The sequence below is a fragment of the Nonomuraea sp. CA-143628 genome (assembly GCF_050942315.1).
GTDB lineage: Bacteria > Actinomycetota > Actinomycetes > Streptosporangiales > Streptosporangiaceae > Nonomuraea.
The window spans coordinates 6,643,938-6,670,327 of record NZ_CP192072.1; the positions used below are offsets into that span (position 1 = coordinate 6,643,938).

Sequence of the window (26,390 nt, forward strand, 5' to 3'; positions counted from 1 at the left end):
GCGATGGCATTGTCCGTCGAATCCCTGATGCTCGAGGTGGGCAAGGCGTTCGCCCCTTTGGAGCAGCGGCTGCGCGGTGACGAGATCCCGCTGCTGTTCGCCGAGATCGGCCTGCCGGCGCCCGGCGTCGTGCTGGCCGCGCAATCCGTACGCAACGCCGTGGAAGGCGCCGCCACGGCGCTGAGCGGACTGCCGCGCTCGCTGTCCGACCTGGCCGCGGCGATCGAGGCCGAGGACGTGGACCGGATCGCGGAGAGCGTGGCCGCGATCAGCAAGCTGGTCACGACCGTGGCCGACGCGGTCGGCGTGGTGGCCGGCGCGATCCGGGCGGCCGCGGCGGCGGCCGGGCCGAACCGGGCCGAGGTGGAGGCGTTCGCCGGTGAGCTGCCGGAGCGGCTGTTCGGCTTCGCGCTGATCACCTACCTCCAGGACAGGAAGCCGATCGTGGCGAACGTGCTGGAGCTGATCGGCGTCCTGGAGTCGACCCCGATCGCGGCGACCCCCGCGGCGCCCACGCACGTGCGCCGGGTGCTGCGCCTGGACCGGCTGAGCGGCTTCCTGCGCGACCCCGTCGGCACGCTGACGGAGCTCTACCGCTGGGGCGGCCCGGACTTCGACTGGGACCTGCTGCTCCAGCGCCTGTCGATCTTCCTCACCACGGTGTCGCACTTCGCCTTCCCGCAGCCGGGGCCGCCGCCGTTCCTGCGGGTCGCCGGCGTGGACATCGGCAGGACCGACGACCAGATCCCCGGCGTGGCGGCCACGCTGCGGCTCGACGCCAAGGACCATCTCGAGCTCATCGTGCCGGTCAACGACTCCGTGGCGCTGGTCGCGACGGCCGACGCGGCGATGGAGGCCGGGGCCGCCGTCGAACTGCTGCCGCCCGCCGACCTGCGGGTCGTGCCGCCGACCGGAGAGGTGCGCGGCTCGGTGCGGTTCGGCGTCCAGGCGCCGCCCGCCGCCGGCGGCCCGCCGCTGGTCGTCCTCGGCACCGCGGGCAGTTCCCGCGTCGAGGCGCGCTCTCTGCGCATCACGGGCGGGGCGGACCTCGACTGGAACGCCGCCGCCGGCCGAGCCGAGGGCGAGCTGGTGCTGGAGGCCGCCGTCGAGGGCGGCAAGATCGTGCTGAACCTGGCGGACGCGGACGGCTTCCTCGGGACGATCCTGCCGTTCGGCTCCATCGAGCTCGACGCCGACGTGGGACTGTCCTGGTCGAGCGCGACCGGGCTGCGCTTCCGCGGCACGGGCGGGGTCGAGGCCGACATCCCCGTCGACCTCCAGGTCGGCCCGGTGGAGATCCGCTCGCTCCACCTCGGCCTGCGCCTGACCGACGACGGGGTCGCCCTGGAGGCGTCAGGCACGGTCGGCGCCCAGCTCGGCCCGATCGCGGCCGTGGCCGACCGGATGGGAGCGGTGATCAAGCTGTCGCGCCAGGACGGCGCCCTCGATCTCGACGTCGGCTTCAAGCCGCCCACCGGGGTAGGGCTGAAGATCAGCGCGAACGGCGCGTCCGGCGGCGGGTTCTTGTCCTTCGACCCCGGCCGCGGCGAGTACGCCGGCGCGCTGGAGCTGGAGATCGTCGACCTCATCGCGGTCAAGGGCATCGGGCTCATCACCACCCGCCAGCCGGACGGCTCACCGGGCTTCTCGCTGCTCATCGTGCTCACCGCGGAGTTCCCCTCCGGCATCCAGCTCGGCGCCGGATTCACGCTGCTTGCCGTCGGCGGGCTCCTGGGACTCAACCGGAGGATGGACCTGCAAGCGCTCATCGAGGGCGTGCGGACCGGCGCGATCGAGTCGGTCGCCTTCCCCAAGGACGTGGTCGCGAACGCGCCGCGGATCCTGTCCGACCTCGGCCGGTTCTTCCCCGCCCAGCAGGGAACGTTCCTCATCGGCCCGATGGCCAAGATCGGGTGGGGCACTCCGCCCCTCATCACCGCCTCGGTCGACCTGATCATCGAGCAGCCGGGCAACATCGCGATCCTCGGCGTCGTACGGGCCGCGCTGCCCTCTCCCGAAGACCCGCTGCTGCTCCTGCAGGCCCAATTCCTCGGCGCGCTGGAGCGGGACAAGGGACGGCTGTGGTTCTTCGCCAAGCTCGTCGAGTCGCGCATCGTGGGGATGACCGTCGAGGGCGGGATGGGCCTGCTGGTGGCCTGGAGCGGCGACCGCGAGCTGATCGTGACCGTCGGCGGCTTCCACCCGGGGTTCAACCCGCCGCCGCTGCCCTTCCCCACGCCGAGCCGGCTCGCGGTGGACCTGCTCAACCGGGGCAAACAGCTCATCCGGGTGACCGGCTACTTCGCGCTCACCCCCAACACCGTGCAGTTCGGCGGCGGTGTCGAGGTGCGGCTGGGGTTCAGCTCGTTTGGGGTCGAAGGCCATCTCACCCTCGACGGGCTGATCAACCGCGACCCGTTCCGCTACAAGGCGCACAGCTCGGGGCACGTCTCGCTCAAGGCCTTCGGCGTCGGCGTGTTCAGCCTCAGTCTGGACCTCACGCTGGAGGGCCCGGCACCGTGGCGGGTGCACGGGCGCGGCTCGATCGGCTTCCTGTTCTTCTCCATCTCCGCCGACTTCGACTTCTCCTTCGGCGAGGAGCTGGCGCTGTTCGTGCCGACGGTTCTCGGGCTGCCGCTGCTGGTCTCGGAGATCGCCAAGAACGAGAGCTGGGAGACCCGGCTGCCGGGCGGCGGCGTCCGTACGCTGGTCTCCCTGCGCAGCCTCCCGGCGGGCGACGACCTGGTGCTGCACCCGCTCGGCACGCTCGTCGTCCGGCAGCGGGCGCTGCCGCTGGGCGTCCGGGTGGACCAGATCGGCGGGCAGCCGATCACCGACGGGCGGCGCTTCAGCCTCACCACGCCGGACAACGGCGGATTCGTCGAGAAGTCGGTCACCGGCGAGAAGTTCGCGATGGCCCAGTTCCAGAAGATGTCCGACGCGGCCAAGCTGTCGCGGCCCTCGTTCGAGACGCAGGACGCCGGGCTGGAACTCACCTCCGACCAGGGCGATCTCGCGACCGCCCGGGTCGTGCGCCGCGCGGTCCGGTTCGAACTGCACCTGATCGACAGCGCCGCCGCGCAACCGGCCGGAGTCGCGCTCGCGGCCGCGGCCGGCGCGCCCGTGCAGCGCTTCCACAGCGTCAGCGAGCCGGTGTTCGACGAACTGCTGCGCGGTTCGAGTACCAGCCGTTCGGGGCTGTCGGCCAGGCAGGCCAGGCAGCGGCAGCCGTTCCTGGCCGAGGACACCGTGCGGATCGACGAGCAGCGGTTCGTCGTCGCGTACGTGAAGAGCAACCGCCAGGCGTTCCCGCCGAGCCGGTCGGGCACGACCTCGCGCCGGGTGCCCTCGACGTTCCGCAGCCGCGCGACGGCCGAGGACGCGCTGGATGGATTCGTGACGCTCGACCCCAATCTGGCCGGGCAGCTGCATGTGATTCCGGCGGCCGAGGCGGCCGTCACGCCGGGCGTGCCCGGCACCTGGTCGCCCGCGGGCGTGCTGCCCGCACCGGTGTCCGAGGTGGATCTCGTGCCGCTGCAGAACGGCCGCGTCCTGATCGCCGGGGGCAGCGCCCCCGACGGCTCGCCCGTACCGGTCACCCAGTTGTTCGACCCGGCGGGCGACTCATGGTCCACCGGGTCCGCGCTCGGGGCCGCGCGCAGGCGGCACGCCACCACGCGCCTGCAAGACGGCCGCGTGCTCGTCACAGGCGGGCAGGGGCGCGGTCACGCGCCGCTCGCGTCCGCCGAGCTCTTCGACTCGGCCGCGGGCCGGTGGACCCCGGCTGCCGGCATGGCCGTCGCCCGCCACGGGCACTCGGCCACGGTGCTGGGCGACGGCCGGGTGCTGGTGGCCGGCGGCAGCGGCGCGCGGGACGGGCAGGAGGACGGCGCGCTCGCCTCCGCCGAACTGTACGACCCGGCGACCGCCACGTGGACCACTACGGGAACACTGAGCAGCGCCCGCACCGGCCACCAGGCGGTCCTGCTGGACGACGGCCGGGTCCTGGTCACCGGCGGCCTGCTGCCCACCGGCGCGGGCCGCGCCGAGCCGCTGGCCTACTGCGAGGTGTTCGACCCGGCCGACGGGGAGTGGAGCACCACCGGCAGCCTCGGCACGGCGCGGGCCGGGCACCAGGCCGTCCTGCTGGCCGACCACCGGGTGCTGGTGACGGGCGGCGACCCGGTCGTGGCCGCCGACGGCACGCTGGACCCGCACAGCCTCGCGAGCGCCGAGCTGTACGACCCGCTCGGCGAGGTCTGGAGCCCGGCGCGGCCGATGCCGGACGGCGGCCGCTCCGGCCACCGCTCGATCCTGCTGCGCTCCGGCGAGGTGCTGGTGACCGGCGGCACCGGCGCGCCCGAGCGGAGCGCCGGCTTCCGGTCCGTCATCTCCTACGACCCCCGGTCCGGCACCTGGCGCACGCTGGGCGGCCTGCTCCTGGGTCGCAGCGCCCACGCCGTCGCCGAACTGCCCGACGACCGGGTGCTGGCCGCCGCGGGCGTGGCCGGCACCGACCCCACAGGCACCGGCGAGGTGCTGATCCCATGACCAACGAAGGAATGACCATCATGCCCAAAGCCACCGAGCCACCCGCCGGAACCTGGAAGACCGCGGGCGACCTGCCCACCCCTGCCGCCTGGCACGGCCAGCACGACGGGCCGGTGCTGCTCGCCGACGGCACGGTGCTGGTGGCCGGCGGCGCCGACGCGGCGGGCGGCTCGCTCGCCGACGCGGCCCTGTTCGGCAAGAAGCAGGGCACCGACCACGACACCTGGGACCGGGCCGACCCGATGGGCACGCCCCGGCGGCTGCACTCGCTCACCCGTCTGGCCGACGGCCGCGTCCTCGCCGTCGGCGGCCTGAACGGCAGCACAGAACAGGGCTCCGCCGAGCTGTACAACCCGGCGACGGGACACTGGACCCCGACCGGCGGCCTCATCACCCCCCGCTGGGGACACAGCGCGACCCTGCTGGACGACGGCAGCGTCCTGATCGCCGGCGGCAGCGCCTCGCGCCCCTCGGGCGGCACGGTCGCGCTGCGCTCGGCCGAGCGGTTCGACCCCGGCAAGGAGAAGTGGCGCTCGGCAGGCTCCATGAGCGACGCGCGCACCGCCCACACGGCCGTACCGCTGCACGGCGGAATGGTCCTGGTCGCGGGCGGCACCGCGCCGGTCGGCGCCCCCGACGACCCGGCGCTGGCGTTCTGCGAGCTGTACGACCAGGCACGCGACAAGTGGACGGCAACCGGCAGCCTGATCAGCGTCCGCAGGCACCATCGCGCGGTCCGGCTGTCGGACACCAGCGTGCTCATCACCGGCGGCACCGCGCCGGGCTCGCCGGGCACCGCGCCGTACGACCCGTTCAGCCGGCGCACGGCCGAGGTGTTCGACCTGGACACCGGCAAGTGGGCAGAGGTGACCGCGATGCCCTCAGGACGCGCGCTGCACCGCGCCGTCCTGCTGCCCGGCGGCCAGGTCATGGTGGCGGGTGGCGCGTCCGGCGACCGCGACGAGTCCGGCTTCCGCAGCGTGCTGGCCTACGACGTCACCGGTGACGCGTGGGTGTCCGTGCCGGGCCTGGTGACGGGCCGCTGGTCGTTCGCGGCCGTCGTGCTGGCCGACGACAGGGTGCTGGTCGCCGGCGGCGTCGCCCGCTCCGGGCTGGCCGCCGCAGACCCGGCCGCCGTCGAGCTGACCGCGACCTCCGAGGTGTTCGGGGAGACCTCGTGACCGCCAACGCCTACACCTTCCTGCCGTGGTTGCGGGCCGGGATCAACACCCGGATCACGGCGGATCCGGGAACGGCCGCGCGGGCCAGCGTCCAGATCCCGCTCAACGTCTCCGGCGAGGGGCTCGACGGCGGCACGATCACCCACGACGCCGGGCGTCCCGTGCAGTTGTACGGGCCGGGCGACGTGGTCGGTGTGGACCCGCGCGCGATCTCGCGGACCGAGCCGCGGCCGGGCACCGCCAACGTGGAGCCGAACTTCCTCGCGCACATCGAGTTCGTGGAGGAGGACTTCGCCTGGCGCTACAGCCCCGCGCCGTCCGGCCCGTCGACCGCGCGCCTCACCCCGTGGCTCGCGCTGGTGGTGCTGGCCGCCGGCACCGAGTTCGCCGACGCCCCCGGCACGGACCCGCTGCCCGCCATCGACATCGTCGACCCGGTCCATGTGATGCCGCCCGCCGACCAGCTCGGCGCCTGGGCGCACGTCCACGTGAACGGCTCGCTGGCGGGCCCGGTCGTCACCGACAGCACGGCCGGCCCGCTCGCCGCCCTGGACACGGTGCTGACCACCGACCCGGACAGCGCCTGCTCGCGGCTGATCTGCCCGCGCCACCTGCGGCCCGAGACCGCGTACGAGGCGTTCCTGGTGCCGGCCTTCGAGACCGGGCGGCTGTCCGGACTCGGCTTCGACCCGGCCGGAGCTCCGGGCGCGCTGTACTCGAGCTGGGGCCCGCCCTACGCCAACCGCCCGGTCGGCAACCGCATGCCGTACTACCACCGCTGGGCGTTCCGCACCGGTACGGCCGGAGACTTCGAGTTCCTCGTACGCCAGTTGCGGCCCCGCCGAGCCGACGCCCGGGTGGGCGTCCGGGAGATCGACGTGCACTCCGGCCCCGGCTTCGACCTGCCCGGCATCCCCGACCAGGGCGGCGTGCTGCCGCTCGGCGGCGCGTTGCGCGTGCCGGAGAGCGTCGATCCGAGGGAGAACTGGGACCACTTCGCCGACCCGCCGTCGCCGTCCCCGCTCTACCCGCACCCGTTCGAGCAGGAGCTGGCCCGGCTCATCAACCGGGCCGACGACTTCCAGCACCGCACGTCGGGGCCGGACCCGATCGTCACCCCGCCCCTGTACGGCCGGTGGCACGCGCGCACCTCGCGCCTGCTGTACGACCGGGACGGCACACCGGTGTCCACGGAGGAGAACCACAACTGGGTGCACCGGCTGAACCTGGACCCGCGCTTCCGCGTCGCCGCCAACCTCGGCGCGCAGGTGGTGAAGGACCACGACGAGGAGCTGATGGCGGCCGCCTGGGCGCAGGTCGGCGACGTGCTGGCGGCCAACGGCCGGATCCGGGCCGCCCAGCTGGCCCGCGAGGTCGGCCACGCGCTCCAGACCCGCCACCTCGAACTGCCGGCGGGCACGGCGCGGACCGCGGCGGCCGCCGCGCCTTCGGGACGCGCGCTCACCCTCACCGCCCCCGCCCACTCCCGGGTCACCACCCCCGTCACCGCCGTGAACTCGCTGGTGGCGGGGCAGGACAGTGAGGTCGCCGTCGGGTTCCACGTGGCCGGAAGCCGGGTCGCCGCCGCGCCCGTCTCGCCCGCCATGCGGCGGATCATCCGCCCCGGCTCGCGGCTGATCCGCTCGCTGGACTTCGCGGAGGGCGCGCGGCCGGACGCCCTGCTTTTTCGCATGGACGACGCGGTCAACCCGGTCGTCGCCGTACCCGTCAAGATCACTCCCGGCGCGCTGGTCACCCCGGCCGACGTCAACGCCGTGCTCCACCCTGACCGGCCGCCCGGCACGGACCCGGTCGACGTCCTCGCGCACAGCCCCGACTTCGTGCTCCGCACGCCCGGCGATCCGGTCACCCCGCATCCCGGCACCGCCGACAGCGCCGAGGCGACCCGGTTCAAGACCGCGCTGCGCGAGCTGCACCAGGCGATCGACGCCGGTGTGGCGGTCGGCCAGACCCCGCCGCCGAACGCGCTCGACCTGACCACCACCACGACGGCTACGCTCACCGGCCTGCGCTCCGACACGACCGTGCCGCGCGCGCTGCTGGACGGCTCCGTCAGCCTGCCGGAGCGCCTGCGGCCGTTCGCGGAGGCGTTCACCGAGGCGATGGCCTACCCGGTGTTCGACCTGCCGATGTTCCGGGCGCTGCTCGGCCTGGGGGTCGACGCGTTCGTACCGCACCTGAACCTGCTGCCGCAGAACACGTTGACGCTCCTGGACAACAACCACGAGTTCATCGAGTCGTACATGGCGGGGCTCAACCACGAGATGGCCCGCGAGATGCTGTGGCGGGAGTTCCCGACCGACCAGCGCGGCACTCCGTTCCGCCAGTTCTGGGACCCGGTCACCGCCCTGCCGGAGCCCGGGGTGTCGCCCGCGGACCGCCGGGAGCGCGACTATGACATCCCGCCGATGCACCGCTGGCCGCTGACGGCCAGGCTCGGGGAGAACTCCAACCCGCACGACGGGATCGTCCTGGTCGTCAGGGGCGAGCTGCTCAAGAAGTACCCGACCACCGCCATCTACGCGCACCGCGCCGAATGGCCGCCCGGCTCTGACGGCCTGCCCGACAAGTCGCAGCAGCGCCGCCTGGTCACGATCACCGGTCAGCCGACGACCGGGCAGATCCAGCTTCCCCGCTTCGAGGCCACCGTGGACCCGGACATCTACCTGATCGGGTTCGGCCTCACCGCCGACCAGGCGATCGGCGGTCCCGACGACCCCGGCTGGTTCTTCGTGCTGAAGGAACGTCCGGGCGACCCCCGCTTCGGCCTGGACGACCGAGACCCCGGCGCGCCCGCCGACCCCATCGAGGTCTGGAACGACCTGACCTGGAGCGACGTCGACCCCGCCGGACACGGGTTCCTCACGCTCGACCCCGCCGTCACCGTGCCGCTCGCCGGGCTGGACGGATCCGACGACGCGGGCAAGCTCGACCAGCACGACGAGGACGAGAACCTGCCGCTGTGGTCCAGCGGGCTGGGCTCGGCCGACCTCGCCTACATCCTCCTCCAGGTGCCCGTCATGGTCGCCGTTCACGCTCAGGAAATGGTGCCCCGATGACCGCGCTCAGCGACGCGTTCCCGGTCCTGCTCGCGCCGGTGCGGGTCGAGACCCGCTTCACCGCCACGGAACTGCTGGTCCGGGTCTTCCCGGACGAATGGGCCGTGGACAAGTTCGAGTCCAAGCCCACCGACGCCGAGATCACCGCGATCGACGCGTACTGGACGGCCCGCTGGGCGGCCGGCAGCCGGGCCGCGCGGCTTCAGGCCGCCTGGCAGGAGCTGGCCACCCGGATACCGCCGGGCCGCGCGGCGTGGCTGCTGCGCGGCCGTACCCCGGCCAACCCGGCCGAAGAGCCCACCGGGGCGGCCGACGACGCCGTGGTGCTGGTCATCCGGTCCGCCGCGGCTCCGGCCGCCAACAACCGGCAGCCCTCGATCGTCTATTGGAGCGCGGTGTGGCGGGCGCACGGCGACCGGCTGCGGTTGCGCCAGGCCGACGCCGCGCTGGTCGCCTCGGTCGGAACCGCCAGGGCGAACACCATCCGCGCCAACCGGCCGTTCGGGCTGGACGGCGCGCTGACGAGCCCGACCGACAACGTGCTCGTCGCGTTCCTGGTGCTGAAGCCGCCCGAGACCGGCACGACGGCGACGGACGCCTGGACGCAGGGCGCCAAGGCCGGTCTGCTGCCCGACCGGTTCCAGGTGCTCGGGTTCAACGGCACCCGCCAGGTGATGTCGGTGACCGGCGCCACGGTGCCGGCCACGCTCGCGGTGAGCCCGGACCCCGGCTCCGGCGACCAGATCTCCGTCAACGAGCAGACCGGCGTCCTGCACGTGCCGGACGCGCTGCGCTGGCTCGTCGACTTCGACCGGGCCGTGGCCGTCGGCATGGGCGTGCGGGTCCCGCTCACCGACGAGATCCGCGGGGGAGTGGAACGGCTCGTCGTGCTGGGCCTGCGCGAGCAGGCGGCACCCACGCAGACGGCCGCCGACCTCACCGAGCTGATCAAGCGCCACCTGCGCGGCCCGGACGGGTTCGCCCTGCTGCCGCAGGGCACGCCGACCAACAACTCCGAGGTCCGGCCGGCCGGTCAGGACGGGGAGGACGAGGCCGCCGCCGCGCTGCGCTCCTCCAGCGGGATCGCCGCCGCGGCGGCGCAGGACTGGACGACGAGGACCGACGGCAGGCAGCTCACCGACCTGCTCGGCATCGACCCCGGCGTCCTGTCCGGCATGCCGAACGCGGACGGAACGGACCAGCGCGACGCCCGCGCGGCCAACACCGCGCTGTGGCCGGCGACGTGGGGCTCCTTCCTGCAGACGACACTGCACCCGCTGCTCGGCCCGGACGCCGTCGCCAAGACCCGCGACTTCTTCCAGAAGTACGTCTCCGGCCGTGGCCCGCTGCCCGTGGTCAAGATCGGGCGGCAGCCGTACGGGATCCTGCCCACCACCGCCTTCTCCCGGCTCGCCTTCCCGGACTCGGCGGGGCACCGGCGGGCACTCAACCGGGTCCTGACCGAGGCGGGCAAGGACTGGGCCGCCGCCGCCGCTCAGGTGCCGCACCTGGGCGACGGCGCGAGCGACGCGCACCAGCAGCTGCTCGACCTGGTCGCGCTGCACCCGACGTCGGCCGAGTACCACCAGCGGTACGCGCAGAGCCTCGAGGACCTGTTCAACCGGGAGAACCTCGCCGGGCTCGGCGCCACCGTCGTGTCCACGGTGGAGCAGCTCGGGCTGGCCGCCCCGGTGCGCGCCCTGCTCAGCCGGTTCGGCGCGGACACCGGCCCCGGCCGGGACCCTGACCTGCTGCGGCGGCTGTTCACCGACTTCCACCAGCCGATGCTGGCGCCGCTGGTGGACGACCGGCCGCTGTCGGAGAGCGCCCGCATCCGGCCGTACACCACCGACGGGCGCGACTATCTGACCTGGCTGGCCGCGCTGACGCGGACCAACCTGAACGGCATCCGGCTGGAGTCGGGCTTCGCGGAGGGGCAGCGTCCGGCGACGATGCTGTACCTGCTGCTGCGGCACGCGATCCTGCTCGGCTGGGACGAGGCGGCCCGCGCGCTCACGGCCGCGGCCGGCCAGCCGGCCGGGCCGCCGGTCGACCCGCCGTTCATCCACGTGCACCTGCCCGGACCCGGTGAGGACGCCACCAGCGAGAGCCGCTTCCGGCTGCTGTACTCGCCCGCCCCGCTGGTCACGGGCAGCCCCGATCAGCTGCTGGTCAACTTCATCCCGTCGGCGCTGAGCAAACAGTCGCCGGACCAGCCGGGCCCGACGGCGGCGCTCGCCGACCAGGCCCGCGCGCTGGACGTCCTGGCCGCCCTGCCGACCGCCCGCCTGGAACGGCTGCTGGCCGAGCACCTCGACCTGGCCACCTACCGGCTGGACGCGTGGCGGCTGGGCCTGGCCACCGAACGGCTCGCCGAACTGCGGTTCGCGCCCGACGGCAGCGTACGGCCCGGCCTGCACCTGGGGGCGTACGGCTACCTGGAGAACGTACGGCCGCATGCCATCGACCGGCTGGAACCCGTCACCCTCACCGGCCCGCTGGCGACGGTGTTCGCCGGAGCCCAGCCGCTGCTGCACGACCCGGAGAACGAGGGCTTCGTGCACGCGCCGTCGCCCGGCCACGCCCGTACGGCGGCCGTCCTGCGAGCCGGGTACGTCGCCAACGCCGACCGGCAGAACCCGGGCCCCTTCGCGGTCAACCTCGGCGCGGACCGGGTCAGGCTCGCGCTGTCGATCCTCGACGGGATGCGGCGCGGCCAGTCGCTCGGCGCGATGCTGGGCTACCGCTTCGAGCGCGGCCTGCACGACCGGAGCGGCCACGGGACCGAGGTGGACAAGTTCATCGGAGGGCTCAGGCTGGCCTTCCCGCTGCGGGCGGGCAAGATCCCGCAGTCCGTGGACACTGATCAGGACAAGCCCGACGAGATCGGGCAGGTCGAGGCACGCAACGTGATCGACGGCCTGGCCCTGGCCCGCCATCTGACCAGAAGCGGCGAGTCGCGTACGTACCCCTTCGGCCTGAAAGGTCTGCCGGAGGCGGACGCCGATCAGACCCAGGCGATCAGCGAGGAGGCCGACCGGCTGCTCGCCGCCAACGACGCGGTCGCCGATCTCGCCGTCGCCGAGGCCACGCACCAGGCGCTGGGCGGCAACCCCGAGCGCGCCTCCGCCACCCTCGACGCCTACGCCAAGGAAGGGCTGCCGCCCGAGCCCGAGGTGGTCAGGTCGCCGCGCAGCGGCACCACGCTCACCCACCGGTTCGGGCTGCGGCTGAAGGCCGGACAACACCCCGGCAACGACGACACCCCCCGCGCGCAGGCGGAACCGGCCGTGGACGACTGGCTGCCGAGCCTGCTGCCGCGCGACGACTCCGTCGCCGCGCGCGTCACCTGGACCGACCCGGTCAACGGCCGCGCCCACGAGAGCGTGGTCACCCAGGACGACGTCGGCCTCGCCCCGATCGACCTGCTGTGGACGGTACGGCCGACCGACCAGGCGGCGATGACCGACCTGGACGACCGGATCATCGGCGTCGTCGTGAACAGGGAGGACCCGCGCCCGGACGCCGAGCTCACCATCCGCTACACCGACCGCGTCGACGGCAAGGTCACCTTCTTCGAGCTGTCGCCGCTGATCACCGCGCTGCGCACGCTGCTGACCACGGGCCGGCCGCTCAAGCCGACCGACCTGGTGCCCGCCTCCGGCCCCGTCACGCTCGACCGTACGCTGGACGACGCCGTGTCGGTGCCCAGGCAGCGCCCGGTCGCGGTCCGCGAGTCGCTCGACGACCTCGGCGACGACGTGGACGACCTGCTGCGCGACCTCGTCCGGCTGTACCCGCCCGCCCCCGCGCAGCCGCGGCGCGACGACATCGTGGAGGACATCGACACGCTGCTGACCCGCTACGCCCGGCTGGTCACCACCGCGGCGGGGTTCGGCATGGTGCGCAGCGGCTGGGGCGAGGTGAGCGCCTGGCGGCGCGGCGTCTTCTCCGAGGTGCTGGCGGCCGCGGCCCTGACGGCGGCCCGGATGGGACGCACGCTCGCCAAGGCCGACGCGCTGCTCGCCGCCTACGACGCGCTGCCCCGGCGCACCCCGGACGACGAGCGTTTCCGCAGGTTGCACGAGGTGGAGCCGCTGCTCACGACCGCGCCCGACCCCGACCCGCCGGACCGGCCCGACCGGTTCCGCGACGCCATCGGGCGCAAGCGCGACACCTTCGCCCGGCGCCAGGACGATCTGGAGGACGTCGCCAGGACCGACCGTACGAAGCTGAGCGAGCTGCTGGAGCAGGTCGGCGACCTGCTGCCGCTGACCGGACTCGACCCGGCCGGGCTGGACCTGACCCCGGTGCTGGACAAGGTCGTCGCGTTCGGCGGGGAGCTGCTGTCCAGGTCGCGGGCGCTGCGCGAGGAGATCACCGCCCGCCTCGCCGCCGCCACCGCCGCGCTGACCAGCGCCGACAACGCCGTCACCGCGCCCGACCGGGCGAAGGCGACCATCGAGGCGCTGCGGGCGCTGCTCGGCCCGGACGCGCTGGTCGTGCCGGAGTACACGCTGACGAAGGATCTCGGCGACGACCTGCATGACGCTTTCGACGACAGCGACGACCTGGTCAAGCACCTCACCCGGGCGCCGATCTCCCGGGACTTCCCCGTCGACGACTGGCTGCACGGCCTGGCCCGCGTACGGGAGATGCCGCGGCTGTGGGAGCGGGTGACGCTGCTCAGCGACGCGCTCAGGAACGACGACCTCGACGACATCGAGGACCGGGAGCCGCGGCTGCGGCCGATCCAGTTGCCGCTCGTGAACGGCGACCACTGGCTGGCCATGGAGCTCGCGTCGGGCGCCACCATCGACCAGGACCGGCTGCTGTTCACCGCGCACTACGCCGACGACCCGCCCGGCGGGTCCGGGCCCGCCAGCGGCCTGCTGTTCGACGAGTGGACCGAAGTGCTGCCCACCGACCGGGAGACGACCGGCATCGCCGTGCACGCCGACAGCCCCGACTCCGAGCCGCCGCAGAGCATGCTGCTGGTCGTGCCGCCCGTGACCACCGGGTCGTGGCGGGCCGAGGACCTCGTCGCGGCGGTCACCGAGACGTTCGACCTGGCGCGTACGCGGCTGGTGGAGCCCGCGCAGCTCGATGGCACCGGGTACGCCCAGCTGCTGCCCGCGACCCTCCTGTCCGCGACCAGCCAGCCCATCACCATCAGCACCGATCTCGCCGTCGCCAACGCACGATGGAAGGCCGACCATGAGTGAGACCCGTATCGCCGACCTCCCCGCGGCGCTGGCCCATCGCGACTTCCCGACGGTGGGCCTGTGGAACCGCCTGGAGGGGCGTCCCCGTACCACCGACTTCGGCAGGGCGCTGCGTGCCGAGGTCCGTGACCCGCTGTGGCTGCTGGCGCGGCAGTGGCAGCTCGGCGAGTTCCGCGCCACCGACGGCGGCTCGCCGGTGACGGCCACGTACTCGGTCGTGGCCAGCCCGCTGACCCGCTTCCGCCCCGACACCGACCCGGTGAGCCCGCCGGGCGCGTTACCCGCCGGGCGTCCCCTGGAGACGGTGGTGGAGAGGCGGCCGCTGCCGTTCGCGTTCGGGACCGAGCCGATCTCGTTCGACCTGCGGCTGTCGCTGGGCCGCCGCTGGCTGAAGCTCGTGGCGCGGGCCTCGCTCCAGCACAACCGCGAGGTCGCCGAACAGTACGTCGCCCGCTACCGCATCACCCTCCCCGACCCTGACGCCGAGGCCGACGCCCAGCGCGTGGCCCACCCGGAGGTCTGGGCGGGCACGCAGGCGGTGGCCGGCCGCCGGATGGACGGCTACCTGCTGTACCAGCACGTCAAGGGCGGCGGAACGGCCGCCGACGGGATCACCGGGCTACGGCGGCAGGACCGCGACGCGCTCAACGCCCTCGGCCCCCGCCTGATCGCCTGGTTCGACCAGCTCATCGACCAGCCGGGCGCGGCCGGCCCCTGGGACCCGCGACGGCTGGAGCACCGCTTCTCGGTCGCCGCGGCCGGGCCCGGCGGCGAGACGGTGCTGTCCGCGCCCGAGTACCCGGGCGGCGAGCTGGACTGGCACGCGTTCTCGACGGCCCACGACGACACGCTCGGCGGCGCCGGTGCCACTCCCGCCGCGCTGAACCGCACCGTGTTCCCCACGCCCGCCCGCTTCACCGGCATGCCGCTGCCACGCTGGTGGGCGGTCGAGGACGGCCGGACGAACTTCGCCGCCGTCACCCCCGACAGCACCGACCTGGCCCGGCTGATCTTCCTCGAGTTCGCGCTGGTCTACAGCAACGACTGGTACATCCTGCCGTGCGACGTGCCGACCGGCACGTTCGCGGCGATACAGGGGCTCGCGGTGACCGACGTGTTCGGCGCCCGCCGCTGGATCACCCCCGCCGGCGCGGGCGCCGCGCACGACTGGCAGCAATGGTCGATGTACGTCCACGGCGACCCGCCCGGCCTCCTGCTGCCACCCGGAACACCGAAGGTGACCGACGGCCCGGCGCTGGAGGAGGTCCTGCTGGCCCGGGACGAGAACGCCAACATGGTGTGGGGCATCGAGCAGACCGTCCGCATGCCCACCGGCGACCCGCGCCCCGGCGCGGAGGCCGCCGCCGAGACCCTCGCCTTCCGCCGCCGGCCGCACCCGCCGACGCGGCTCGACGACCCTCGGGCGGCGCCCGCGTACCGGGTGATGAGCTCGGTCCCGGAGCACTGGATCCCGTTCATCCCGGTCCACGTCCCCGGTGACAACCGCAGCGTGCAACTGCAGCGTGCCGCGATGCCCAGCGAGGTGGACGGCAGTCCCGTACCGGCCAGGACCGCCCTGCTCCGCGAGGGGTTCGACGCCGGGAACTCGTACTTCATCAACGAGGAGGAGGTCCCTCTCACGGGCACCCGCCTGACCGCCGCGTACAACCGCACCCGCACCCGGACCGGCCAGGTGATCGTCTGGCTCACCGTGCGGCGGGACACCGGCCGCGGCGGGCGCTCCAGCGGGCTGGCCTTCGACCTGCTGACCGACACCGCGCCCCAGTGACGTACGGGCCGCAGGTCGGTCGGCGGCTCGCCGTTGCTATGGGAAGTCCGGGCCGTGACTGCGGCAACGCTGACGTGGACACATACGAGCGGGCCTTGAGCGAGATCCGGATTTCCGCAGCTGACGAACATGCCTGACAACCCCAGACAACTTGTCAGGCATGTCCCTCGGAGCCCACATGCCGCACATGCCTTCCCGGCACCCCAGATAATCAGGGCCCCTCTTCGATCAAGGCTCTGACCTGAGCGACTCGCTACTTTGCCGCTGGTGACGGCGATCCGAACGGGGGGCCTTGGTGGTCGTAGATCTTGAGCGCGTCAGTGATGTCCGACCCATCCACCCAGAACGTGCCCGTGTTGCCGTACCTGTCGAACGCGATGATCTCCGGATTGAAATGCCCTTCCCATTGTTCTAGCGGCCCGTTGGGGATGTGCCACCCGGCGCCACCGGTGGTGGAATGCACCCAGGTGAAGCACAGGTAGCGTTCGGGATATGTCTTGTCGTAGATCTCCGCGTGATCCCACCAGTTGTTCCCGTCGGGGAAGTTGACGATTTCCCCCGTACCGGGTTCGTGCGGTTCATCATGCCAGACATAGCCGCCGTAGAAATTCTTGTGGTTCTCCGGAGTGATATTGTACGCGAATAACCCGTCGTAACCAGAATCCGTGAAGTGGCCCTGCACCTGGAAAGTGACGAAGTAGTTATCTGCGGCCTTCAAGGACAGATAGTAGTTCCAGGCATACGTTGTCACATACTTTGTGTTTTCCCCGTCCTGAGTCGACGTACGCGAGTAATCCCAGCTGATGTCATTCAGCATGTACGTTCTGGCCGTCCGTGGATTGAGCGTGACTTTGCTGTGGTATGCCCCATTTTGTGAACTTTTGACGGTATTGCCGGAGTCGGTCCTGACCCGGACACCGATCGACTTCCGGTTCACCTCGGGTGAGCAGTACACGTAGAACGTGACCTGCTGGGTCCCGCTGTCTTCGATCGTGGCTCCGGCGCCCTCGCTGGACCCGTCCGGGATCGCAGTGAACTCATTCGCGGCGTCCGAATAGGCCCAGCCCGAGATGCCGTTCCGGTTGAGCGTCGACTCGTCGGCGTAGTCGATGAGCCACAAATTATCGACCAGGTGCTGGGGGTCGACCTGAATGGGATCTCCGTTTTTGTCGGTCGGCTCGACGTTGATCGTCACGCCGATTCTGTTCTGTCCATTCGCATAGATGTCGCAATTCTCGTCGCCGCTCTCGAGCGTCATCGAGAGCTTCGACACGCTCTCCCATGTTGACATGTTCGTCTCCTTCGTTCGTGTGAGATGGCGCGGTGGGTGTAAGGCCCGGCTGTTTCCGTCGCGCCCGTAGGCACCCGGTACGGCCTCATGTCGATCATCGTTGCGGCCGCTGCTCACCCGGAAGAACAGGTTCAACCGCGGATCCGGCACCCTCCGGCGGGACGAGTATCGGCGTACCGTGCTGAGCACCGTTGCGGGCCGCACGCTCACGAACGTCACCGAAGCCCCAGGGCCTGATGACAAGTCCCCCGAGCGGACGGCGGCTCTGAGAAGTCCCAGGCCAGGCGGGGCGGGAGAGGGGAGCGGGCCTCGCAGTAGTCGAGCCCGAGCCTCCCCAGGTGATGGCGATGACGCGCTGGCTGGTGGACGAGCACTCATCAGATACCGATGTGTTACGCGGCCATGCCGAGCTTGCCCGAGGCTATGATTGGCAAGGTTCCACCTGCATCGAGTGTTCGATTTCGAAATCCCATTCACTCCAGCCGGACTTCGCTCCGTGCATCGGAATCTTGTTCGTGAACCTCCAGTTGAGCGGGTACGAACCATCCGGATAATCCGCGAGAGTCACTGTCTTTTGCACCATCCCAAGGACGACATCATCATCGGCGGCCTCCCGAGCTCCGACCAGCGCCACGGGCGTGGCGGCAAGAATAGCCGCGGCAACGGAGCCCGGCACGGGGGTGGTCAGTTCCCTGATCGCAGTGCCGATGTGTGCGGTCAGTGCATCAATCACCGTCCCCCTCGTGTGGTCGAAGTACTGCGGGTCAGCAATGCGCGTCGTGCGGAAGACAAAGGCAAGCTCGATGAAATCTTGGGCATGCACAACGTCGTTGAAGACTCTGCTCCCGACAATTACCGACCCGTATGAGGTTGAGATCATCTTGCTCCGATATCCCTGGCACTTGGAGCCAGGCAAGGGACCGGTGGCAGCACCACCAGCGACGTAGTAGTACCCCCCGTAGGGAGAAGGCCAGTCGTTGGTCTCGCCCCAGTGCGCGCTTTCCAAGTTGATCACGACACGTTTGAGAGGGTCGTTCTGCGCCGGCATGAGTGTCTCTCCTGTCAAGAAATCATTCGAAGCATGTCCCTACAATCGGCCTCCCATGGACCCATCCGGCGTTGGACTGTGCCGGACCGACCCGACGGTGCCGATGAAGCCGGCCCTCCGGCTCCGCGAGCGGTAAGAGCCGTTCTCCCGTTGCCCAAGGGCTTACATGATCGTGCCCAGCCCGATCGAGGATTGCAAGGAGTGCTCAATCGATGACCCAGCGACCCTTCTTGCTGAATGTGCAACCCTCCCAGGACGAAAGGCCGGCGAGTTAGCCAAGGGGAGCAGGGGTGAGCATGCGAGCAATAGCCCGGCTCAGCCACTACCGGTGCAGACTCCAACCGTGATCACGAAATGTCACTGGAGTACTAGAGGCTCAAATACGTGGGATACTCCCGGAGATCGCCGGTCTAGTCGCTGTCCTGGGCGATGAACTCGGCGTAACCGTCCGCGTCCCAATTGAAATCGGACTTGGGTTCGCGGTCATGGATCTCCATCTCAAACAGCCAGCCCTCGCCATAGGGGTCCCTGATGAGTAGCTCCGGAGTGTTGGCGAGCTCGGTGTTGACGGCGACGACTTTCGCCTCGACAGGCGCGCAGAAATCGCTCCAGGCCTCGTCAGGAGCAGTATCCCCGTCCTCCCACTCCTCGTCGGAATCAGCATCCCCCTCCTGACTCCAGCTGACCCGACCGAAGTCGTCACCCAACTCGACGTAGCTACCTACCTCAGGCAACTGCACCCGCAGCCCTCTGTCGGGGATCTGACCGATGAAGAAGGTGGTGAAGCCGACCCTCACCCGGTCGCCAGGCGTGTCCAGCTTCCTGTTGCGCGTGAACCACTCCCCGTTGCCCCACATGTGCAGCTCGCCGGCGTACAGGCGATCCTGGGGGTACTCGCTCACTTCTTCCTCCCGTAGAAAGGCAATCCGAACCCTTCCGATCTTCGCCCGGCGGCGGCTGTAGTGTCGAGGGCCGCACCCGGGCCCAGATCACCGCCGTGGCGTGGTCGTCCAGGAGGTCGCTCGCCTAGGTGGTCAGCACCGCGCGACGTTCGCGAGCTTGATCTGTTCGGCGACCAGGAGGGCGATGTGGTTGCAGGCCACGCACCGCGGCCTCTGCCCGTGTACGGCGAGGCCCTGCTGACACTGGGCACCGCAGTCGGCGCACACACGCTGCGCGGCGGTCGCCCGCCGGTCGGCCGCCGCGAGCCGGCGGCCCGATGGCCGCCGAGTGACGCGCCCGGCCGTGGTGTTGGAGCCGGCGATGGCGTCCGCGAGGGCCGCAGCCAGGTCTCCGTTGTCTGTAGTGTGCGGAAATGACAAGAAGCGAGCGGCTCGCGGAGCAACTGGACCGGCACTGGCGCAAGAACCTGCGGCCGCGGCTGGACGGTCTTACCGATGAGGAGTACTTCTGGGAGCCGGTGCGCGACTGCTGGAGCATCCGCCCACGTGGCACGTCGGCCGCACCGATGTCGGCAGGTTCGGGGGAGTGGACGATGGACTCCGCGTCCCCTGACCCGGTGCCGGCGCCGGTGACCACGATCGCCTGGCGGCTGGCACACGTCATCGTCTCGTGCCTGGGCTATCGGGTCGGATGGCACTTCGGCGGCCAGGACGTGGACTCCCAGACATTCGCCTACGCGGGGACCGCTGACGAGGCGCTGAAACAGCTCGATGAGATGTATGGGAGATGGAACGCGGGGGTCCGCGAGCTCTCGGACGCCGACCTGGAGAATCCGCCTGCGGTGGGGCCCGAGCGGGTTCCCATGGAGGGCATCGTCCTGCACGTCAACAAGGAGCTGATCCATCACGGCGCCGAGATTTCCCTGCTGCGCGACCTCTACCGCTGGCAGGACGGAGCCGGACCGCGCCGAATCTGACTTTTCGGCGACCGGCGATGGAGCTTCGGAAACTTACGTGGATTCCGTGACACTCCGTGGCTGCTGCCGCCGAGAGGCCTCACGATCTTCAACCGCCGGTCTGCGCAGGTAGAAGGCCCTGGCATGAGCATCCCGGGCGGGCGCCATGCCAGGGCCTTCTACCTGCATGTTCGAAGTTGGCGAAGAGCTTACGGTGCGGACCATGAGCGACGAGAGGCCGGCCTTCCGGTACGGCCAGGGCAGGAGGTCGCTTGGAGCGAGCGGGATCGCGACGCCGAGCGGGTCCGTGACACCTTGCGTGATGCCGATGCGGGTCGAGCTCGGCCGAGGCGGTCTTGAACAGGTATTCGGCGCGCGGGTGAGACAGGCGGCCCCGCCCGGTGACGGGGCAGACGTCGCCGGACGCCGGTGCGCGGCGGCCGGAGGTGGGAGCGCGCCGGTCGGCCAGGAACACCGGCCCGCAGGTGCGGCCGGTCAGCGCCTCCACAGCAGCCGTTCGCGCAGGGAGTGCGAGGGGTCGGTGAAGAGCGTCTCCAGCCGGGTACGCGGGATGGCGCGGTCGCCGCGGCGGGCGGGTTTGCGGCGCTCCAGGCGGCGGGCCGGGTTGGTGTCCAGCAGTTCCTGGAGCTGGGCCCAGGTGGTGAAAGAGCACAGGGCGGACAAGTCACAGGTGGTGGCGGGCGCGAGCACGTGTTCCGCGCTCTTGAGTGGAGTGACACACGTCACGTCGCGTCCTGTCACGTCTCTGCGATCCTCGGTGTCTTGAGGGCATGATCGAACACAGCACATCCCACAAGGTCGTGATCATCGGTGGCGGTTACGCCGGAACGCTGGCGGCCAACCGTCTGCGCAAGCGCGACGACGTCGACATCACTCTGGTCAATCCGCGCCCGGAGTTCGTCGAACGCATCCGGCTGCACCAGTTCGTGGCCCGTACCGGCGACGCCACGATTGACTACGGCACGCTGCTCGGCGAGGGCATCCAACTGGTCGTCGACAGCGCGACGAGCATTGACACCGCCGCCCGCACCGTGCGGCTGGCGTCGGGCCGCGCGCTGGACTATGACTACATCATCTACGCCGTCGGCAGCACCGGCGCGGTCCCCTCGGTGCCAGGCGCGGCCGAATTCGCTTGGTCCATCGCGGAATTGGAGTCCGCGCAGCGGCTGCGCGCCAGGCTGGAGGAGTTGCCCCTTGAGGCTCCGGTCACCGTGGTCGGCGGCGGATTGACCGGGGTCGAGACGGCCGCCGAACTGGCCGAACGAGGGCGCGAGGTCACGTTGGTGTGTGGCCGGACCCTGGCGCCCTACCTGAGCGCAGGGGGGCGCCGATACGTCGCCAAATGGCTGACCCGCCATGGTGTCGCCGTGCTCGAGGGCGGCGCGGTGACCGAGGTCCGGCCGGACTCGGTCGTCCTGGCCGACGGTTCTGCCGACAGTGTGGTGCGTCCGAGCGCACTGACCATCTGGACGGCCGGTTTCGGCCTGCCGGAGCTGGCGGCGGCGAGCGGGCTGCGCACCGACGCGCTCGGCCGGCTGCTCACCGACGAGACGCTGACCAGCATCGACGACGACCGCATCGTCGCGGCCGGCGACGCCGCCGCACCGTCGGGCCAGCCGCTGCGGATGAGCGGCTACGCCGCAGGGCCGCTCGGGGCGCAGGCCGCCGACACCGTGCTGAGCCGCATCGCGGGGACCGAACCGGCGGTGATCAACCTGGCCTTCACCGGCGCGTGCGTCAGCCTCGGCCGGCACGCCGGCATCAGACAGATCGCCGGTAAGGACGACAGCGCGGTGAACATCTACATCCCCGGCCGCATGGGCGCGATAATCAAGGAAGTGACCTGCAAGTTCGTGGTGTCGAAGAGGATCCGTCTGGAGGCAGGCAAGCCCGGTTCCATGGGCTGGCCCAAGGGTGGCCCGCGCCCCGAACAGCCGGCCTCCGCTGCGCGGGCGGTCACCTCCCCGTGAGCGCCGACGAGCATGCCGAGCGATTCACCGTGTTGCGGCCGCTGCTGTTCACCATCGTGTACGAGATACTCGGCTCGGCGACCGAATCCGACGACGTGCTGCAGGACAGCTATCTGCGGTGGGCCAACGTGGACCTCGCGACAGTACGGGACACCAAGTCGTATCTGGCGCGGCTGGTGACCCGTCAGGCGCTCAACGCCTTGCGGGCGAGCACGCGCCGTCGCGAGGAGTACATCGGCTCCTGGCTGCCCGAGCCGCTGCTGCTGGAGGAGAACGACGCGTCGGCCGATGTGGTGCTCGCCGAGTCGGTGTCGATGGCGATGCTTGTGCTGCTCGAAACGCTCACCCCCGATGAGCGCGCGGTGTTCGTGCTGCGCGAGGTGTTCGGGTTCGACTACGACGAGATCGCCGCAGCGGTGGGTAAGTCCGTGGTGACGGCGCGCCAGATGGCGCACCGCGCCCGCGGGCACGTACAGGCGCGGCGTAAACGTTTCGACCCCGTCGACGCTGGGACGACCACGCGGATCACCGAGCAGTTCATGTCCGCGGCGGCGACCGGTGACATGAAGGGGCTGCTCTCGCTGCTCGCGCCGGACGCCACGTGGATCGCCGACGGCGGTGGCAAGGTCACCGCGGCGCGTCAGCCGGTGGTGGGCGCGGAGAAAGTGGCCGTGCTTGTCATGGAACTGTTCCGCGTGGGGCGGTTGCCGGACTCGCGGATCGAGATGGTCAACTGCAACAACGCGCCCGCGATGGCCGCCTACGACGGCGATCACCTGGCAGGCGTCTGCCTGTTCGAGGTCGGCGACGGGAAGATCATCAACTTCTACGTCATCCGCAACCCGGACAAACTCCTCGCGCTGACGGTTCCGCGTCAGATCAGCCGATAGGAGTCGGCAAGCCGCAGCGCGGCAGGTCGCGATCGCGCATGTCTGGCGCAAGCGGAGTTGCCGCTGCAGATGCGGCGCGGCAGGTGACACGTCCTGTGGCGATCGACGAACGCGTTTCCCCCCTTTGCGTGTGTTGACCAATTCGACTCAAGGAGTTGACCATGACCGAGACACAGGTAGTGATCGCTGGGGCGGGGCCGACCGGGCTGATGCTCGCGTGCGAGCTGGGGCTCGCCGGGATCGATGTGCTCGTCCTCGAGCGGCTCCCGGAGCCTCGAACGGTGGAATCGCGGGCCGGAGGCCTGCACATCCGTACGATGGAGATGCTCGATCAGCGGGGTCTGCTCGACGGGTTCCTCGAGCGCGGACGGCCGCGACGGGACGTGCACTTCTCCGGGCTCGGTCTCGACCTATCCGATATGGCGACGCGATATCCGTACGCTCTGCTCATCTTGCAGGCCGAGGTGGAACGACTGCTGGAGGAGCGCGCGGCGCAGTTAGGGGTACGGCTGCGCCGCGACGCCGAGGTGACGGGGTTCACCCAGGACGAAACGGGCGTCACGGTGGAGCTCGCGGACGGGTCGCGCGTCCGGGCGGACTACCTCGTCGGCTGCGACGGGGGCCGCAGCACCGTGCGGGGGCTCGCCGGCATCGCTTTCCCCGGTACCCCGGCCACGATGACCGCGATGCTCGGCGACGTCGAGCTCGCCGAGCCGCCCGCGGCCGACATCTTCCAGGAGCGGCGCGAGCACGGCAGATTCTCGGTGCTGTCGTACGGTCCGGACTGGTACCGGGTGCTGACCAACGAGTTCGATCACGTGGCCGGCCGGGACGAACCGATGACCCTGGAGACCCTCCGCAAGTCATTGCTCAAGATCGCCGGGACGGATTACGGGATGCACTCACCGCGCTGGCTCTCCCGGCACGGCGACGCGGCGCGCCGGGCCGAGCGTTACCGCGTGGGCCGGGTTCTCCTGGCCGGTGACGCCGCGCACATCCACTTCCCGGCGGGCGGTCAGGGCCTGAACACCGGCGTGCAGGACGCGGTCAACCTCGGCTGGAAGCTCGCCGCCGTCGTCCGCGGCCAGACCTCGGACCTGTTGCTCGACACCTACCAGGCAGAACGCCACCCGGTCGCCGCCCGCGTCCTGCACAACACCCGCGCCCAGACCGCCCTCTGGCGGGTGGACGATCACACCTCCGCACTGCGCGAGGTGCTGGACGATCTCATCGGAATCGATGAGGTACGGCTGCGCCTGGCCGGTATGATCACGGCGACCGACATCAGGTATCCGATGGAGGGGACGGACGACCTCCTCGGCCTGCGGATGCCCGATCTCGACCTCGAACACGGTCGCGTCTACGAACTGCTGCACCGCGCCCGCGCGATTCTGCTGGATCTCGGTGGTCTCCCGCCGCTCGCCGCCGTCGTGACCGGCTGGGCGGACCGAGTCGATCTCGTCCGCGCACGTCCTGCCGAGGGCTCCGATCTCGGCGCGGACGCCGTACTCATCCGTCCCGACGGACACGTCGCCTGGGTCACCCGCGCCGGCGAGCAGCCAGACCTGGACGCTCTCCGGACCGCCCTCACGACGTGGCTCGGCCCGGCCGGCCTTCGCGGTGCGCCTGTACACCACCGGCCCGCCCCGCGGGCCACGCCAACCCCGGATTAGTGCGCAGATCCCGCCCCAGCCAGCTCATCTGAGCTCTCCTCGACCTATGTCCTTGCGACCAGATCGAGCCCATGACGTTCTAGCGCTGCCGCTGCGCCCAGCCCGCCGAACTTGTACGACTCTACGGGGACATTCCACTTCCCGATCACAGAGTCGCGTCCGTGACGGCCGCCATCTGTCTTGGCCAGCTCCGCATCCACGCCCACGGTGATCACGCCGAAGAAGTCCGTCGTCCAGGTGATGACAGCATTGGTCGAAACGGTCAAACACCACGCCTGATCGGTCTGATCGGCCAGGACGGGCCTGGTGACGGCGCCCTGCTGGGCGTAATGCAGGTCACGGCGCAGCGGCGGGGCGTCATCCCGGATCAGAATGATCTTGCCGAGGTCGCGGATGCGCGGCGAGAGCCGCTTGCCCACCAGGTCGAACAGCGCAAAGTTGATCAAGTTGACGCCGTGGGTATCTGTCGTGTGTTCGAACAGGGGCAGATCGGTGGCCATGTCCAGGGAGTCGTCCAGCACGAAGTGCGCCTCTGGCAGAATCCACACTGTGATACGAGCGGTGCAGCAGACGACACGCGACCTGCGTCGCCACAACCGCTCGACGCTGCTGTCGTCTCTGTACGTCCAGGGGCCGCTCAGCCGCCAGGACCTGATCAAGGAGTCGGGACTGAGCTCGGCCACCGTGAGCAACGTCGTCTCGGACCTGATCAACGACGGCGTCGTCGAGGAAGCCGGGCTGGTCGGTTCCGACGGTGGGCGGCCGCGCACCCTGATCCGTGTACGCGGCGACTTCGGCCGGGTCGTCGGCGTGGACATAGGCGAGACTCACGTTCAGATCGGCCTTTTCGACTTCACGCTGGACACGATCACGACGGCGACCTATCCCGTCGCCGGCACCGGCCTGGAGCCGGAGGCGGTGGCCCGGCTGGTCGTGGCCGGGATCGACCAGGTCACCTCCGAGGTGGGGCTGGACCCGGCCGAGCTGCTGGGCGTCGGCGTCGGTGTTCCTGGGGTGGCGGCGGCCGCCCACGAGCTGGTCTACGCGCCGACCCTCGGCTGGGCCGCCGCTCCTCTCGGCGACTTGCTGCGCCGGGATGTCGGCGTCCCTTTGTACGTCGACAACTGCGCCCGCACGCTGGGCAAGGCCGAGATGTGGCGGGGCGCGGGGCGTGGGTCGAGCCGGGCGGTCGTCGCGCTGATCGGCGTCGGGGTCGGGGCCGCGTTCACGACTGCGGCCGATCCCCTCCGCGACGCCACCAGCATGACCAGCGAGTGGGGCCACACGGTCATCAATGTCGACGGCCGGCCGTGCCGGTGCGGCTCGCGGGGGTGCCTGGAGGCGTACGTCGGCGCGGAGGCGATCCTCGAGGACTACCAGACCCTGCCCGGGGCCCGGGCCTTCGAGTCCGCGGACACCGAGACGCGCCTGGCCGAGCTGGTGACCCGGGCGGCGGCACCCGGCCCGGAGGCTGAGATCCTCGACCGGACCGCGAAATATCTGGGCATCGGCATCGCGAACCTGGTGAACCTGCTCAGTCCCGATCTCGTGGTGCTGGCCGGCTGGGCGGGCGCGACGCTGGGACTGTCGATCTTGCCCGCCATCCGCGACGCGGCCGGTAGGCACGCGCTTCCCTACCTCCGCGGCCAGGTGCGCATCAAGCTCGGCGAGCTCGGCCCGGAGGCGGTGGCCATGGGGGCGGCCACGCTGCCGGTGATGCAAGTTTTCATCAACGGCGGCTTCCCGCCCAAAGGAGCCCGCGACCCACAGCCCCGTTGACCGAATTGCCGTAGGGACTTAACTTAAGTCATGG

16 protein-coding genes are annotated in these 26,390 nt (G+C 71.0%); 10 read left to right on the forward strand and 6 right to left on the reverse strand.

Annotation, left to right across the window (positions count from 1 at the left end; all coding sequences use genetic code 11):
• Positions 1-3: 3 nt before the first annotated feature.
• Genes ACQP2T_RS30445 through ACQP2T_RS30465 form a run of 5 tightly spaced genes read left to right on the forward strand, consistent with a single transcriptional unit; the run spans position 4 to position 15,826 of the window.
• A complete protein-coding gene (locus ACQP2T_RS30445; protein ID WP_433519485.1) occupies positions 4-4,551 on the forward strand; it encodes a DUF6603 domain-containing protein in 4,548 nt (1,515 codons plus the stop codon).
• Positions 4,548-5,732, forward strand: coding sequence for a Kelch repeat-containing protein (locus ACQP2T_RS30450; protein ID WP_433519486.1), 1,185 nt, complete (start codon positions 4,548-4,550; stop codon positions 5,730-5,732). The genes ACQP2T_RS30445 and ACQP2T_RS30450 overlap by 4 nt, the downstream gene beginning before the upstream one ends.
• A complete protein-coding gene (locus ACQP2T_RS30455) occupies positions 5,729-8,812 on the forward strand; it encodes a hypothetical protein (protein ID WP_433519487.1) in 3,084 nt (1,027 codons plus the stop codon). Before ACQP2T_RS30450 ends, ACQP2T_RS30455 begins: the two co-directional genes overlap by 4 nt.
• Positions 8,809-14,037, forward strand: coding sequence for a hypothetical protein (locus tag ACQP2T_RS30460; protein WP_433519488.1), 5,229 nt, complete (start codon positions 8,809-8,811; stop codon positions 14,035-14,037). The genes ACQP2T_RS30455 and ACQP2T_RS30460 overlap by 4 nt, the downstream gene beginning before the upstream one ends.
• Complete coding sequence (locus ACQP2T_RS30465; protein ID WP_433519489.1) at positions 14,030-15,826, forward strand: hypothetical protein; 1,797 nt, start codon at positions 14,030-14,032, stop codon at positions 15,824-15,826. The genes ACQP2T_RS30460 and ACQP2T_RS30465 overlap by 8 nt, the downstream gene beginning before the upstream one ends.
• 253 nt (positions 15,827-16,079) lie before the next feature.
• Here ACQP2T_RS30465 and ACQP2T_RS30470 read toward each other — a convergent pair whose 3' ends face one another.
• The 4 genes from ACQP2T_RS30470 to ACQP2T_RS30485 all read right to left on the reverse strand — a co-directional run bounded on the left by ACQP2T_RS30470 (position 16,080) and on the right by ACQP2T_RS30485 (position 19,487).
• Complete coding sequence (locus ACQP2T_RS30470) at positions 16,080-17,117, reverse strand: hypothetical protein (RefSeq protein WP_433519490.1); 1,038 nt, start codon at positions 17,115-17,117, stop codon at positions 16,080-16,082.
• A 421-nt stretch (positions 17,118-17,538) separates the two neighbouring features.
• Complete coding sequence (locus ACQP2T_RS30475; RefSeq protein WP_433519491.1) at positions 17,539-18,165, reverse strand: hypothetical protein; 627 nt, start codon at positions 18,163-18,165, stop codon at positions 17,539-17,541.
• A gap of 410 nt (positions 18,166-18,575) precedes the next feature.
• Positions 18,576-19,067 (reverse strand): hypothetical protein, encoded by a 492-nt coding sequence (locus ACQP2T_RS30480; RefSeq protein ID WP_433519492.1) that lies wholly within the window; start codon positions 19,065-19,067, stop codon positions 18,576-18,578.
• A gap of 132 nt (positions 19,068-19,199) precedes the next feature.
• The gene (locus tag ACQP2T_RS30485; RefSeq protein ID WP_433519493.1) at positions 19,200-19,487 is read right to left on the reverse strand and encodes a hypothetical protein; all 288 of its coding nucleotides are present in this window, start codon (positions 19,485-19,487) and stop codon (positions 19,200-19,202) included.
• On the opposite strand from ACQP2T_RS30485, the gene ACQP2T_RS30490 reads away from it, so the two are divergent.
• Positions 19,481-20,044, forward strand: coding sequence for a DinB family protein (locus ACQP2T_RS30490; RefSeq protein ID WP_433519494.1), 564 nt, complete (start codon positions 19,481-19,483; stop codon positions 20,042-20,044). The genes ACQP2T_RS30485 and ACQP2T_RS30490 overlap by 7 nt on opposite strands.
• Before the next feature lie 474 nt (positions 20,045-20,518).
• Here the strand turns inward: ACQP2T_RS30490 and ACQP2T_RS30495 are convergent, their stop codons facing one another.
• Positions 20,519-20,785 (reverse strand): hypothetical protein, encoded by a 267-nt coding sequence (locus ACQP2T_RS30495; RefSeq protein WP_433519495.1) that lies wholly within the window; start codon positions 20,783-20,785, stop codon positions 20,519-20,521.
• Positions 20,786-20,814: 29 nt separating this feature from the next.
• Here ACQP2T_RS30495 and ACQP2T_RS30500 point away from each other — a divergent pair, with 29 nt between their 5' ends.
• The 3 genes from ACQP2T_RS30500 (at position 20,815) to ACQP2T_RS30510 (ending at position 24,577) form a co-directional block, all read left to right on the forward strand.
• The gene (locus ACQP2T_RS30500) at positions 20,815-22,014 is read left to right on the forward strand and encodes an NAD(P)/FAD-dependent oxidoreductase (protein ID WP_433519496.1); all 1,200 of its coding nucleotides are present in this window, start codon (positions 20,815-20,817) and stop codon (positions 22,012-22,014) included.
• A complete protein-coding gene (sigJ, locus tag ACQP2T_RS30505) occupies positions 22,011-22,904 on the forward strand; it encodes an RNA polymerase sigma factor SigJ (protein WP_433519497.1) in 894 nt (297 codons plus the stop codon). The genes ACQP2T_RS30500 and sigJ overlap by 4 nt, the downstream gene beginning before the upstream one ends.
• Positions 22,905-23,065: 161 nt before the next feature.
• The gene (locus tag ACQP2T_RS30510) at positions 23,066-24,577 is read left to right on the forward strand and encodes an FAD-dependent monooxygenase (RefSeq protein WP_433519498.1); all 1,512 of its coding nucleotides are present in this window, start codon (positions 23,066-23,068) and stop codon (positions 24,575-24,577) included.
• Positions 24,578-24,621: 44 nt separating this feature from the next.
• Here ACQP2T_RS30510 and ACQP2T_RS30515 read toward each other — a convergent pair whose 3' ends face one another.
• Positions 24,622-25,098 (reverse strand): Tn3 family transposase, encoded by a 477-nt coding sequence (locus ACQP2T_RS30515; RefSeq protein ID WP_433519499.1) that lies wholly within the window; start codon positions 25,096-25,098, stop codon positions 24,622-24,624.
• Positions 25,099-25,138: 40 nt separating this feature from the next.
• Here ACQP2T_RS30515 and ACQP2T_RS30520 point away from each other — a divergent pair, with 40 nt between their 5' ends.
• On the forward strand, positions 25,139-26,356 hold the full coding sequence (locus ACQP2T_RS30520; protein WP_433519500.1) for an ROK family transcriptional regulator: 1,218 nt from the start codon (positions 25,139-25,141) through the stop codon (positions 26,354-26,356).
• Positions 26,357-26,390: the final 34 nt, after the last annotated feature.

Excerpts from the sequence above, each read along its gene's own strand:
- ACQP2T_RS30445 (WP_433519485.1), top strand. The coding sequence starts at position 4 with ATGGCATTGTCCGTCGAATCCCTGATGCTCGAGGTGGGCAAGGCGTTC.
- ACQP2T_RS30450 (WP_433519486.1), top strand. The coding sequence starts at position 4,548 with ATGACCAACGAAGGAATGACCATCATGCCCAAAGCCACCGAGCCACCC.
- ACQP2T_RS30460 (WP_433519488.1), top strand. The coding sequence starts at position 8,809 with ATGACCGCGCTCAGCGACGCGTTCCCGGTCCTGCTCGCGCCGGTGCGG.
- ACQP2T_RS30465 (WP_433519489.1), top strand. The coding sequence starts at position 14,030 with ATGAGTGAGACCCGTATCGCCGACCTCCCCGCGGCGCTGGCCCATCGC.
- ACQP2T_RS30470 (WP_433519490.1), bottom strand. The coding sequence starts at position 17,117 with ATGTCAACATGGGAGAGCGTGTCGAAGCTCTCGATGACGCTCGAGAGC.
- ACQP2T_RS30475 (WP_433519491.1), bottom strand. The coding sequence starts at position 18,165 with ATGCCGGCGCAGAACGACCCTCTCAAACGTGTCGTGATCAACTTGGAA.
- ACQP2T_RS30490 (WP_433519494.1), top strand. The coding sequence starts at position 19,481 with ATGACAAGAAGCGAGCGGCTCGCGGAGCAACTGGACCGGCACTGGCGC.
- ACQP2T_RS30500 (WP_433519496.1), top strand. The coding sequence starts at position 20,815 with ATGATCGAACACAGCACATCCCACAAGGTCGTGATCATCGGTGGCGGT.
- ACQP2T_RS30510 (WP_433519498.1), top strand. The coding sequence starts at position 23,066 with ATGACCGAGACACAGGTAGTGATCGCTGGGGCGGGGCCGACCGGGCTG.